11 protein-coding genes are annotated in these 12,863 nt (G+C 63.7%); 8 read left to right on the forward strand and 3 right to left on the reverse strand.

Going from position 1 to position 12,863, the window contains the following annotated elements; all coding sequences use genetic code 11:
* The 3 genes from XarbCFBP7408_RS04470 (at window position 1) to XarbCFBP7408_RS04480 (ending at window position 4,832) form a co-directional block, all read left to right on the forward strand.
* Complete coding sequence (locus XarbCFBP7408_RS04470; RefSeq protein WP_024939212.1) at window positions 1-1,908, forward strand: polysaccharide biosynthesis protein; 1,908 nt, start codon at window positions 1-3, stop codon at window positions 1,906-1,908.
* A complete protein-coding gene (gene galU / locus XarbCFBP7408_RS04475; protein WP_104561744.1) occupies window positions 1,908-2,801 on the forward strand; it encodes a UTP--glucose-1-phosphate uridylyltransferase GalU in 894 nt (297 codons plus the stop codon). Before XarbCFBP7408_RS04470 ends, galU begins: the two co-directional genes overlap by 1 nt.
* Before the next feature lie 174 nt (window positions 2,802-2,975).
* The gene (locus tag XarbCFBP7408_RS04480; RefSeq protein WP_104561746.1) at window positions 2,976-4,832 is read left to right on the forward strand and encodes a monovalent cation:proton antiporter-2 (CPA2) family protein; all 1,857 of its coding nucleotides are present in this window, start codon (window positions 2,976-2,978) and stop codon (window positions 4,830-4,832) included.
* 126 nt (window positions 4,833-4,958) lie between these two features.
* Here XarbCFBP7408_RS04480 and XarbCFBP7408_RS04485 read toward each other — a convergent pair whose 3' ends face one another.
* Complete coding sequence (locus XarbCFBP7408_RS04485; RefSeq protein WP_104561748.1) at window positions 4,959-5,279, reverse strand: DUF1244 domain-containing protein; 321 nt, start codon at window positions 5,277-5,279, stop codon at window positions 4,959-4,961.
* A gap of 49 nt (window positions 5,280-5,328) precedes the next feature.
* On the opposite strand from XarbCFBP7408_RS04485, the gene folD reads away from it, so the two are divergent.
* The 4 genes from folD (at window position 5,329) to XarbCFBP7408_RS04505 (ending at window position 11,089) form a co-directional block, all read left to right on the forward strand.
* Window positions 5,329-6,240 carry a bifunctional methylenetetrahydrofolate dehydrogenase/methenyltetrahydrofolate cyclohydrolase FolD gene (folD, locus tag XarbCFBP7408_RS04490; RefSeq protein ID WP_104561750.1) on the forward strand — a complete coding sequence of 304 codons (912 nt, stop codon included), beginning with the start codon at window positions 5,329-5,331 and terminating at the stop codon, window positions 6,238-6,240.
* A 185-nt stretch (window positions 6,241-6,425) separates the two neighbouring features.
* Window positions 6,426-7,883, forward strand: coding sequence for an IMP dehydrogenase (guaB, locus tag XarbCFBP7408_RS04495; protein WP_104561759.1), 1,458 nt, complete (start codon window positions 6,426-6,428; stop codon window positions 7,881-7,883).
* Window positions 7,884-8,013: 130 nt separating this feature from the next.
* Entirely contained in the window at window positions 8,014-9,579 is a 1,566-nt protein-coding gene (gene guaA, locus XarbCFBP7408_RS04500) for a glutamine-hydrolyzing GMP synthase (RefSeq protein ID WP_104561761.1), read from the forward strand.
* A 307-nt stretch (window positions 9,580-9,886) separates the two neighbouring features.
* Window positions 9,887-11,089, forward strand: coding sequence for a tyrosine-type recombinase/integrase (locus XarbCFBP7408_RS04505; RefSeq protein ID WP_104561763.1), 1,203 nt, complete (start codon window positions 9,887-9,889; stop codon window positions 11,087-11,089).
* 89 nt (window positions 11,090-11,178) lie between these two features.
* On the opposite strand, the gene XarbCFBP7408_RS04510 is transcribed toward XarbCFBP7408_RS04505, so the two are convergent.
* Both XarbCFBP7408_RS04510 and XarbCFBP7408_RS04515 read right to left on the reverse strand, forming a co-directional pair.
* Window positions 11,179-11,424 carry a helix-turn-helix transcriptional regulator gene (locus tag XarbCFBP7408_RS04510; protein ID WP_104561905.1) on the reverse strand — a complete coding sequence of 82 codons (246 nt, stop codon included), beginning with the start codon at window positions 11,422-11,424 and terminating at the stop codon, window positions 11,179-11,181.
* Window positions 11,425-11,528: 104 nt separating this feature from the next.
* Window positions 11,529-12,548 (reverse strand): LuxR family transcriptional regulator, encoded by a 1,020-nt coding sequence (locus XarbCFBP7408_RS04515; protein ID WP_181106701.1) that lies wholly within the window; start codon window positions 12,546-12,548, stop codon window positions 11,529-11,531.
* 81 nt (window positions 12,549-12,629) lie between these two features.
* On the opposite strand from XarbCFBP7408_RS04515, the gene XarbCFBP7408_RS04520 reads away from it, so the two are divergent.
* The gene (locus XarbCFBP7408_RS04520; RefSeq protein ID WP_015039729.1) at window positions 12,630-12,863 is read left to right on the forward strand and encodes a Plasmid-related protein; all 234 of its coding nucleotides are present in this window, start codon (window positions 12,630-12,632) and stop codon (window positions 12,861-12,863) included.

Here is a 12,863-nt window from a genome sequence, read left to right on the forward strand (position 1 = left end):
ATGATTTCCTGGCGTGACCGTTTGACCAAAGCCCTGCCGCAGGCGGCGGTGGTGCTGCATGACCTGTTGATGGTGTGGGTATGCTGGCAGCTGCTGCATGCCGGCCGCTACTCCATGCTGCGCGAGGCTCCCGATCTGCCGTTATGGGATTGGCGCACTGCGGTAGTCCTGGTCGCGCAAGGCCTGGTGTTCTGGAAGATGGGCCTGTACCGCGGGCTGTGGCGATTCGCCTCGGTGCCGGACTTGTGGAACATCTTCAAGTCGAGTTTTCTCGGCCTGGTCGCGATCGTGCTGGCGTTGTCCTATGACCGCCTGGATGGGGTGCCGCTATCGGTGCTGGTGGTCTATCCGTTCGCACTGTCGGCGCTGCTGGGCACGCCGCGGCTGCTGTATCGCGCCTGGAAGGACTACCAGATCGCGCACTCCGGCGATGCTGCGCAGCGTGTGTTGATCCTCGGCGCGGGTCGCGCCGCCGAAGGCCTGGTCCGCGATCTGCGCCGCACCGGTGCATTCGTACCGGTCGGCTATCTGGACGATGCCAACAACCTGCATGGCGCCAAGATCCAGGGCCTGAACGTGCTGGGCAACCTGGACCAGGCTGCAGCCATCGCCAAGGAAACGGCGGCCAAGCTGCTGGTCATCGCGATCCCGTCGCTGGATGCCTCGGGCATGCAGCGCGTGGTGGCGATTTGCGAAAGTACCGGGCTGCCGTTCCGCATGGTGCCCAAGCTGATCAACGTGCTGGAAGGGCGCTCGTTGCCTGGCGAACTGAAGGAAGTCGCGATCGAGGACCTGCTCAACCGCAAGCCGGTCACCCCGGATTGGCGCCTGATTCGCGACTGGTTGACCAACAAGACGGTGATGGTGACCGGCGCGGGTGGCTCGATCGGGTCGGAAGTCTGCCGCCAGTGCGCCCGTCACGGCGCGCGCCGCATCGTGCTGCTGGAGATCGATGAGCTGGCATTGCTGACCGTCGATTCGGACCTGCGTCGGTTGTTCCCCGATATCGAGGTGGTGCGCGTGCTCGGCGATTGCGGCGACCCGGCGGTGGTCGCGCATGCCTTGAACACCGCACTGCCGGATGCGGTATTTCATGCCGCCGCCTACAAGCAGGTGCCGCTGCTGGAAGAGCAGTTGCGCGAGGCGGTACGCAACAACGTGCTGGCCACCGAAAACGTGGCGCGTGCCTGCCAGCGTGCACGCATCGAGACCTTCGTGTTCATCTCCACCGATAAGGCGGTCGAGCCGGTCAACGTGCTGGGCGCGAGCAAGCGCTATGCGGAAATGATCTGCCAGAGCCTGGACGCGCGCGACGCACCGACGCGCTTCATCACCGTACGTTTCGGCAACGTGCTGGATTCGGCCGGCAGCGTGGTGCCGTTGTTCCGTGAGCAGATCCGCCAGGGCGGCCCGGTCACGGTGACGCATCCGGATGTGACGCGCTACTTCATGACCATCCCGGAAGCCTGCCAGCTGGTGGTGCAGGCTGCGGCCTCCGCTTCGCATGGCGCGATCTACACGCTGGACATGGGCGAGCCGGTGCCGATCCGCCTGCTCGCCGAGCAGATGATCCGTCTTGCCGGCAAACAGCCCGGCAAGGATGTGGCGATCCTCTATACCGGCCTGCGTCCGGGCGAGAAACTGCACGAAACCCTGTTCTATTCGGACGAAGACTATCGCCCCACCGCGCATCCCAAGATTCTGGAAGCCGGTGTGCGCGAGTTCTCGCACGAGCAGGTGCTGCAGCTGGTGACGCGTTTGCGTGAGGCGGTTAACCGCTACGACATCAAGGCGATGGAGACTGTGCTGGGCAGTCTGATGCCGGATTTTGCGGCTGCTCGACGGAAAGTCGACGCGCGATCTGATACGGTCGTTCCATTCCCCGCACGTGAGGTCAGAAGACTTTAATGAGCCAGCGTATTCGCAAGGCCGTATTCCCCGTCGCAGGTCTTGGGACCCGCTTTCTTCCGGCAACCAAGACGGTGCCGAAGGAAATGCTGCCAATCATCGACAAACCCTTGATCCAGTACGCCGTCGACGAGGCCATCCAGGCCGGCTGCGACACGCTGATCTTCGTGACCAATCGCTACAAGCACTCGATCGCCGACTACTTCGACAAGGCCTACGAACTGGAGCAAAAGCTCGAGCGCGCCGGCAAGCTCGAACAGCTGGAGCTGGTGCGGCATGCGCTGCCGGACGGCGTACGCGCCATTTTCGTGACGCAGGCCGAAGCGCTCGGTCTGGGTCATGCAGTGCTGTGTGCCAAGGCCGTGGTCGGTGACGAGCCGTTCGCGGTGCTGCTGCCGGACGATCTGATGTGGAATCGCGGCGATGCTGCGTTGACCCAGATGGCCGACGTTGCAGAGGCCTCCGGCGGCAGCGTCATCGCGGTGGAAGACGTGCCCCACGACAAGACCGCTAGCTACGGCATCGTGTCCACCGATGCATTCGATGGTCGCAAGGGCCGTATCAACGCGATCGTCGAAAAGCCCAAGCCGGAAGTAGCGCCGAGCAATCTGGCCGTGGTTGGCCGTTACGTGCTCAGCCCGAAGATCTTCGACCTGCTTGAAGCCACCGGGGCAGGTGCGGGCGGCGAGATTCAGCTGACCGACGCGATTGCCGAGCTGCTGAAGAACGAGCAGGTCGACGCTTTCCGTTTCGAAGGCCGCCGTTTCGATTGCGGCGCGCATATCGGCCTGATCGAAGCCACCGTGCACTTCGCGCTTGAGCACGAAAAGCACGGCGGTCCGGCGAAGGAAATCCTGCGCGCCGCATTGGCCGAGGCCGACGCGCGCGACTGATTGCCTGGCCATCGCCTGCATCCACGAACGACGCCATCTGGCGTCGTTCGTCGTTTTGGGGTCTCGCTGGGCGAGAACGCCGTGCTGTTGGGGTGATCGACACGGCAGGGCGCTGTGCCAACTGCGCACGCTGGTGCAGGCGCGTGATGCGCGCCTGCCGCTAGAATCCTCGGCATGAGCCAGCCTGCCGAATCCAGCGAACTGATCAACGTGGTGGCCCTGCTGGGCGCTGCGGTGGTCGCCATCCCATTGTTCCGACGCCTGGGCCTGGGCTCGGTGCTGGGTTACCTGGCGGCGGGTCTGGCGATCGGTCCGTTCGGTCTGGGCCTGTTCGATGACCCGCAGGCGATCCTGCACGTGGCCGAGTTGGGCGTGGTGATGTTCCTGTTCGTGATCGGACTGGAAATGCGGCCATCCCACCTGTGGAGCCTGCGCAAGGAAATCTTCGGCCTGGGGACGCTGCAGATCGCGGTCTGTGCGCTGGTGCTGACCGGCATCGGCCTGGTGCTCGGCTTCGCGCCGCCGGTGGCATTCGTGGCCGCATCCGGCTTCGTGCTGACCTCCACGGCGGTGGTGATGCAGTTGCTGGCCGAGCGTGGCGATGTTGCCTTGCCGCCGGGTCAGAAAATCGTGGCGATCCTGCTGTTCGAGGACTTGTTGATCGTGCCGCTGCTGGCGATCGTGGCCTGGATGGGCGCCAACGGCGACCCGCAGGCGGCCACGCAACGCTGGCAGGACATCGGCATCGGCCTGGCCTGCATCGTCGGCCTGGTGGTGGCGGGGCGTTGGTTGCTCAACCCCTTGTTCCGCATCCTGGCCGCGTCCAAGGCGCGCGAGGTGATGACGGCGGCGGCCTTGCTGGTGGTGCTGGGTGCGGCGCTGCTGATGCAGGTCGGCGGGCTGTCGATGGCGATGGGCGCGTTTCTGGCCGGTGTGCTGTTGTCCGAATCCACCTTCCGGCATCAGATCGAGGCGGATATCGAGCCGTTCCGCGGCATCCTGCTGGGGCTGTTTTTCCTGGGCGTCGGCATGAGCCTGGACCTGCATGTGGTTGCGGCCGACTGGCGGCTGATCGTTGCCGGCGTGCTGGCGCTCATGCTCGGCAAGGGCGTGTGCATCTACGCGGTGGCGCGGTTGATGCGCAGCGACCATCGTCAGGCACTGGACCGTGGCGTGCTGATGGCGCAGGGCGGCGAGTTCGCCTTCGTGCTGTTCGCCGCGGCATCGGCTTCCGGCGTCATCGACGCGCAGGTCAATGCCAGCCTGACGGCGATCGTGGTGTTGTCGATGGCGCTGACGCCGCTGTTCGTGCTGTTGCAGCGACGGCTGACGCCGGCCGACCAGCCGTCGCTGGACGGCGTGGAAGCCGTCAGTGGCCAGACCGGCAGCGTGCTGATCATCGGGTTCGGACGCTTCGGTCAGGTTGCCAGCCAATCGCTGCTGGCGCGCGATGTGGATGTGACCATCATCGATAACGACGTCGAGATGATCCAGAGCGCAGAACAGTTCGGTTTCAAGATCTACTACGGCGACGGCACCCGGCTCGATGTGCTGCATGCCTCCGGTGCGCACAGCGCCCGCGCGATCGCGGTATGCATCGACAACCGCGAGGCGGCCAATCGCATCGTCGAGCTGGCAACGCGCGAGTTCCCGCACGCCAGGTTGCTGGTGCGCTCGTTCGACCGTGAGCATGCATTGCAGTTGGTCGCTGCCGGGGTGGACTACCAGATTCGCGAGACCTTCGAGTCGGCGGTGGCGTTCGGGCAGGCGGCCCTGGTCGAACTGGGCGTGGACGAGGACGAGGCCGTCAGCATCGCGCGCGCGATCCGGCGTCGCGATGCCGAGCGTTTCGAACTGGAGATTGCGGCCGGCAGCACGCGTGCCGGCGCTGCGGCGGGGCTGATGTACGGCAATCTCACGCCGACCGTGCCCAAGCCCACGCCATTCACTCCGCCACGGCGGGAGGGCCGCACGCTCAATCCCGATGCGGTACCGCAGGCCGCTCAGCCGGAAGCCACGGCCCGCGACTGAGCCGCCGGTGGCCGGTGAGCGCCGAAGCGGGTTCGGCACTGCGGTTGTAGCGGCGGTTCGGGAAAAACCTTGGCTGATGGAACGGCCGGCGCCAACGCGCCGGCCTGAGGCGACAAGTCGACCGACTCAGCCGTGCCGGCGTTGCGCGGCCGCGAACGCCTCCAGCTGCTCGGGCGTGGCGTCTTTCTGGTGCTGCTGTTTCCAGTCGGCAAACGGCATGCCGTACACCGCTTCGCGTGCCTGCTCCTTGCTCAGCGGCTGGCCGTGCGCTTCGGCGGCTTCGCGGTACCAGTCGCCCAGGCAGTTGCGGCAGAAGCCGGCCAGGATCATCAGATCGATGTTCTGCACATCCGGGCGCTGCTGGTTGAGATGCTGCAACAGGCGGCGAAAGGCGGCCGCTTCGATGGACGTGGTGATGGAATCGGGTGTCGAGGTGGTGTCGGTCATGACGGAATCGGGGACAATAGACGGCCTTCGACTCTACACCTGACGCCCCATGACCGTTTCCGCGCCAGCTGCCTCTGCTCCGGCCCGCCTTCTCGATGGTCGCCGCATCGCCGAGGAACTGCTCGACGGGCTGAAGCTGCGCGTGGATGCGCGCCTGGCCGCCGGCAAGACGCGCCCCGGGCTTGCGGTGGTGCTGGTCGGTGGCGACCCGGCCTCGTCGGTGTATGTGCGCAACAAGCGGCGTGCGGCGGAAAAGGTCGGCATCGAGGCCTTCGACTACGACTTGCCGCAGGGCACCAGCGAGGCGGAGTTGGCGCGCCTGATCGACCGGCTCAATGCCGATCCCAAGATCCACGGCATCCTGATCCAGCTGCCATTGCCGGGCATCCCCGATGCCAACCGCCTGATCCAGCGCATCGATCCGCGCAAGGACGTCGACGGCTTCCATCCGCAGAATGTCGGGCACCTGGCGCTGCGCGAGTTCGGCCTGCGTCCGTGCACGCCGCGCGGCATCGTGACCTTGCTGGGGCACACCGATCAGCCGGTGCGCGGGCGCAACGCGACCATCGTGGGCGTGAGCAATCACGTCGGCCGGCCGATGGGCCTGGAGCTGCTGATCGCCGGTTGCACGGTCACCAGCTGCCACAAGTTCACCCCGCCCGAGGTGCTGGAAGCCAGCGTGCGCAATGCCGACATCCTGGTGGTGGCGGTGGGGCGACCGGGCCTGATTCCGGGCGAATGGGTCAAGCCCGGCGCCGTGGTGATCGATGTCGGCATCAATCGACTGGACGACGGCCGCCTGGTCGGCGATGTCGGTTTCGACGCGGCGGTGCAACGTGCGGCCTGGATCACGCCGGTGCCGGGCGGGGTCGGGCCGATGACGGTCGCCACGCTGATGCAGAACACCATCGAGGCCGCTGATGCGGCGGGGATTCAGGATTCGGGATTCGTTAAAAGCTAACGGCGAAGTGCATGCATCGGCTGATCCGGATTGCATCCGAGATCGGCCGGCCATCGGCATACAGGCGAACAGGCGAACAGTGCGGGGCGGTGCAGGGCGGCGCTGTTACGAATCCCGAATCACGACTCCCCAATCCCGGCCCCAATGCGTTAAAATGCCGCGCTTCCCCAAACTCGGGTCCGCCGATGCTACGCATCCAGGCTGAAGCTCTCACCTACGACGACGTTTCGCTCGTCCCCGCTCATTCGATCTGCCTGCCCAAGGACGTCAGCCTGGAAACCCGGCTGACCCGCGATCTGCGCCTGAAACTGCCGATTCTCTCGGCCGCGATGGACACAGTGACCGAGCACCGCCTGGCGGTGGCCATGGCCCAGCTGGGCGGCATCGGCATCATCCACAAGAATCTGACTCCTGCGCAGCAGGCGGGCGAAGTGGCCCGGGTCAAGAAATTCGAATCCGGCGTGATCACCGAGCCGTTCACGGTGAGCCCGGACACGACCATCGGCGAGGTGCTCAAGCTGACCCGCGCGCGCAACATCTCCGGCGTGCCGGTGGTGGATGGCAGCGAACTGGTCGGCATCGTCACCAGCCGCGACATGCGCTTCGAGAAGAAGCTCGACGATCCGGTCCGCCACATCATGACCAAGAAGGATCGCCTGATCACCGTGCGCGAAGGCGCCAGTGACGAGGAAGTGCTGGAGCTGCTGCATCGCAACCGCATCGAAAAGATCCTGGTGGTCAACGACAGCTTCGAGCTGCGCGGCCTGATCACGGTCAAGGACATCCAGAAGAAGACCGACAACCCCAACGCCGCCAAGGACGGGTCCACGCGCCTGCTGGTCGGCGCGGCGGTCGGCGTGGGCGGCGACACCGAGCAGCGCATCGAACTGCTGGCGGCGGCGGGCGTGGACGTGGTCATCGTCGATACCGCGCACGGCCATTCGCAGGGCGTGATCGATCGCGTGGCCTGGGTCAAGAAGGCGTATCCGCAGCTGCCGGTGATCGGCGGCAACATTGTCACCGGCGATGCCGCACTGGCACTGATGGACGCCGGCGCCGATGCGGTCAAGGTCGGCGTGGGCCCGGGGTCGATCTGCACCACGCGCGTGGTCGCCGGTGTCGGCGTGCCGCAGATCACCGCGGTGGACATGGTCGCCGAGGCGCTGCAGGACCGTATTCCGCTGATCGCCGATGGCGGCATCCGCTACTCGGGCGACATCGGCAAGGCGTTGGTCGCCGGCGCCTCCACGGTGATGGTCGGCGGCCTGTTCGCCGGCACCGAGGAGGCCCCGGGCGAGGTCGAGCTGTTCCAGGGCCGCAGCTACAAGAGCTACCGCGGCATGGGCAGCCTGGGCGCGATGGAGAAGGGGTCCAAGGACCGTTATTTCCAGGATTCCAGCGATGCCGACAAGCTGGTGCCGGAAGGCATCGAAGGGCGCGTGCCGTATCGCGGCCCGGTCGGTGGCATCGTCCATCAGCTGATCGGCGGCCTGCGCGCCACGATGGGCTATGTGGGCTGCGCGACCATCGAGGAAATGCGCACCAAGCCGAAGTTCGTCACCATCACCGGTGCCGGCCAGCGCGAAAGCCATGTCCACGACGTACAGATCACCAAGGAACCGCCGAATTACCGCATGGGCTGATGCCTCTGCGCGGGATTGGGGATTCGGGATTGGGGATTGGTACTAGCCCGCCGCATCTCCTTCGGCAGGGCGCATCGCCGCCATCCCGCTGTTGCCAATCTCCAATCCCGAATCCCCACTCACGGCGCCAATGACCAACATCCACAGCGACAAGATCCTCATCCTCGATTTCGGCGCGCAGTACACCCAGCTGATTGCGCGGCGTATCCGCGAGATCGGGGTGTATTGCGAGATCTGGGCCTGGGATCATGACCCGTCGGAGATTGCCGGTTTCGGCGCCAAGGGCATCATCCTGTCCGGTGGTCCGGAGTCGACCACCTTGCCGGGTGCGCCGGTCGCGCCGCAGGAAGTGTTCGACAGCGGCTTGCCGGTGTTCGGCATCTGCTACGGCATGCAGACGCTGGCAGCGCAGCTGGGCGGCGCGACGGAAGCGGCGGACCAGCGCGAATTCGGCCATGCCGAAGTCGATGTGGTGGCCGCCGATGCCTTGTTCGCAGGGTTGACCGATCATGCCGGCGCATCGCGTCTCAATGTGTGGATGAGCCACGGCGACCACGTGTCGCAGGTGCCGCCGGGCTTCACCATTACCGCGGTGACCGACCGCATTCCGGTGGCGGCGATGTCCAACGAGGACAAGCGCTGGTACGGCGTGCAGTTCCACCCGGAAGTGACGCACACCTTGCAGGGCCAGACCTTGCTGCGTCGCTTCGTGGTCGATGTCTGCGGCTGCCAGACGTTGTGGACGGCGGCCAATATCATCGACGACCAGATCGCGCGCGTGCGCGAACAGGTGGGCGACGACGAAGTGATCCTTGGCCTGTCCGGCGGCGTCGATTCGTCGGTGGTCGCCGCGCTGCTGCACAAGGCGATCGGCGACAAGCTGACCTGCGTGTTCGTCGATACCGGCCTGCTGCGCTGGCAGGAAGGCGACCAGGTGATGGCGATGTTCGCCGAGCACATGGGCGTCAAGGTGATCCGCGTCAACGCGGCCGATCGCTATTTCGCCAAGCTCGAAGGCATCAGCGACCCGGAAGCCAAGCGCAAGATCATCGGCAACCTGTTCGTGGAGATCTTCGACGAAGAGTCGAACAAGCTGGCCAACGCCAAGTGGCTGGCGCAGGGCACGATCTACCCGGACGTGATCGAGTCGGCCGGCAGCAAGACCGGCAAGGCGCACGTGATCAAGAGCCACCACAACGTCGGCGGCCTGCCCGAGCACATGAAACTGGGCCTGGTCGAGCCGCTGCGCGAACTGTTCAAGGACGAAGTGCGGCGCCTGGGCGTGGAGCTCGGCCTGCCGCGCACGATGGTCTACCGCCATCCGTTCCCGGGTCCCGGCCTGGGCGTGCGCATCCTCGGCGAAGTGAAGCGCGAGTACGCCGAACTGCTGGCCAAGGCCGACGCGATCTTCATCGACGAACTGCGCAAGGCCGATCTGTACGACACCACCAGCCAGGCCTTCGCGGTGTTCCTGCCGGTCAAGTCGGTCGGCGTGGTCGGCGACGCCCGCGCCTACGAATGGGTGATCGCACTGCGCGCGGTGGAGACCATCGACTTCATGACCGCGCACTGGGCGCACCTGCCGTACGATTTCCTCGGCACGGTGAGCAACCGCATCATCAACGAACTGCGCGGCGTCTCGCGCGTGGTCTACGACATCTCCGGCAAGCCGCCGGCGACGATCGAGTGGGAGTGATTTGGCATCTGGCACCGGCTGGCACCGAGTAGCACGAAAACACACCTAAGCCCGCGTAAATGCGGGCTTTTTTGTGATTTCGTTTAGCACTGGCTGGCAATCTTTGGCATCGCCAAGCACTACTTTTTCATGGCATGATGGATGGCATTGAGTGCTTCGATGCCATGACGCTCCGTCGATACCATGTAGCCATTTTTCTAGTGCTCATGGTATTGAAATGACGTAGTGCAATGATTTCATTGTGTTTTTACGCCAGGATTCGGCCTATTTTAAATCATGGTATTTGAGCCGAACTAGGGCGAAAATCATGTTGACCGATACCAAGCTGCGCAACCTCAAGCCGAGGGATAAGCTCTACAAGGAAAACGACCGTGACGGTCTCTATGTAGCCGTCACGCCCGCAGGGGCGATCTCATTCCGGTACAACTACTCGATCCACGGTCGGCAGGAGACCATCACCTTCGGCCGCTACGGTGTTGGGGGCATCACCCTGGCGGAAGCCCGCGAGCGGTTGGGCGAGGCCAAGAAGATGATCACGGCCGGGAAGTCGCCGGCGAAGGAGAAGGCTCGGGACAAGGCCCGTGTCAAGGACGCGGAGACGTTCGGGGCCTGGGCGGAAAAGTGGCTGCGTGGCTACCAGATGGCCGATTCCACCCGTGACATGCGCCGCTCTGTCTACGAGCGCGAGCTGAAGCCGAAATTCGGCAATCAGAAGCTGGTGGAGATTACCCACGAGGACTTGCGCGCGCTGACCGATGCCATCGTGGAGCGCGGCGCTCCGGCAACCGCAGTGCATGTCCGCGAGGTGGTGTTACAGGTTTTTCGCTGGGCCATCGAGCGCGGCCAGAAGGTCGAGAACCCGGCAGAGCTGGTGCGCCCGACGAGCATCGCCAAGTTCGAGCCGCGCGACCGTGCGCTGACGCCCGACGAAATCGGCTTGATGTACCAGTACATGGAGCGCATCGGCACGGCGCCATCCATCCGGGCGGCGGCCAAGCTGTTGCTGCTGACGATGGTGCGCAAGAGCGAGCTGACCAACGCGACCTGGAGCGAGATCAATTTCAGCGATGCGCTTTGGACGATCCCCAAGGAGCGGATGAAGCGACGCAATCCGCACCTGGTGTTTCTGTCCCGCCAGGCGCTGGACATTTTCATTGCCCTGAAAACCTTTGCCGGTGGGTCGGACTATGTATTGCCCTCACGGTATGACTCGGACTTGCCCATGAGCAGCGCCACACTCAACCAGGTGCTGACGCTGACGTATCGGTTAGCGCAGAAGGAAGGGAAGTCGCTCGCCAAGTTCGGGCCACATGACTTGCGGCGAACGGCCAGCACGTTGCTGCACGAAGCTGGCTACAACACCGATTGGATCGAGAAGTGCCTTGCCCACGAACAGAAGGGCGTCAGGGCCGTCTACAACAAGGCAGAGTACCGCGAGCAGCGGACGGCGATGTTGCAGGACTGGGCGGACATGATCGACGAATGGACGCTCAAGCGGCCGAAGGCGTAAGTCAGAGGAGGGCAGGTAGGCAGCGCCTCCAGAATAGCGACCATGGCCTCGGCTGTCATTGACACTTGAGGGGCGCGGCGTTTTAGCGGCTAAAAAGCGGTGGCTGCGACCGACGGGGTGAAGCCAGGCCGCATGGCCTGCGTGCCCGATGACTTGCGCGCCTCGATCCATTCCTCGATTTCTACCAAGTCCCAGGCGACGTTTCGGCTGGTGAGTGCGATCCGGCGCGGGAACTCCCCGCGCTGCTCCATGTTGAAGATCGTGCGCTCAGACAGCGGGATCATCGCCAGCAGTTTCTTGCGATTGATGAGCGTCTTACTTGTCGTTGCCTGCATCCCCTGGCCTCTTTCAGTCACTTGCGAACATGTGCCTGATAGTGCCCGTCAATGCGGATTGATTCGGCCTAATGATTGACCCTTTTGGTTGACACGAAAAGAAATCAGCGGATGGGGCGCTTCTTCTTCAAGTGAAACATTGCGGGGATTGATGACAGCGCCTTCGATACCGCTTGGCGCTCGATGCCCAACCTTCGCGCAATCTCCGACTGATTGAGTCCAGACCACTGGAGCATCAAGATCTGCTTCCTCCGATCGGAGAGCTTCGAGTCCACCATCAGCCGCGCCTGGTTGCGCAGTTCCGCTTTGTCTGCCGGCTGCAACGTCTGGCGCATGACATAGTGGAAGAAGTAGCCGTCAACGAGTTGATCGCCCGATTTCACTTGCGGCGTTGCCGGCTTCGCGCATTGCTGGCTGAGCTTGGCCAGCTCAAGTTCAAACTGCGCGAGTGATCGCTTCGCCTGCCTGTATGCGGGGTTCCATTCGCCATTCGTTAGCTTGGGTCGATGCCCTTCGCAATACTGGTGACTAAGTTCAAGTTTCTTGCGATTCTCAAGCTCCGCATCATTGACCTGTTGCTCCGCAACCTTGGCCATGAACGCGGAAAACTCCGTCAGCTCTCCGCAGAAGTCGCAGAAGCCGTGTTTCCGTTGCGCATTGAGACTGACGCCCTGAGCGGGGGAAGACGTTTGAGGGCGTTTGCTGGCACAGTAGCAAACCAGTTCGATCAAGGCTTCGATGGTCGCGGTAAAGCGATGATCCCTTGGTGTCTGTCGGTCTTCCGTTTTGATGAACTGGCGTAGCAACTGGCGCTGCACGCGAACCATCGCGTCAAGTCCTACCAGTCCAATGATCGCGCTGAAGCTCACACCTGTGCCGGCGCCGGGAACGTAGCCCGAGTAGCGTACTGGAAGGGTTGCCATGTAGGCGGCTACAGCAGGATCGATCACTTCCTGGATCAGTCGCCCGATAGGGTAGCGTCGCGAAGACGTGGAGTATGGCTTCCAACGTTCGCGGAAATCTTTGATGGACTGAGAAACGGTGGGGTCGCAGCCTTCCCAGATGGGAATGTAGTAACGACCAAGGCGCTTCTTTGCGTGCTCTTCGTTTTCCATGTCAACCATTATTGCCAACTAATAAGCTGCTATCAAGCCTGACGCTGCTTAACCTTCGTTGCAATTCAGTTGATAACGGAGGTTTACGCAATGACGATGGAAGACACGCTGCTGCAACGCTTCGGCCCGCTGCTGAGCATCGCGCAGCTCGCCACTGTCCTGGATCGTTCGCCTGATGGGTTGCGGATCAGCTTGCGAGCGACGAACGAATGGACGCAGCGGATCAACAAGGCCCGCTTGAAGATCGGCCGGAGGGTCTACTTCCGAACCTCGCAGATCGCCGAGGTGTTGAGTGACGAGTCCCTGTACGGAACGGGGAACTGA

It is taken from the genome of Xanthomonas arboricola pv. guizotiae (assembly GCF_002940205.1).
In the GTDB taxonomy this organism is placed as follows: Bacteria; Pseudomonadota; Gammaproteobacteria; order Xanthomonadales; family Xanthomonadaceae; genus Xanthomonas; species Xanthomonas arboricola_C.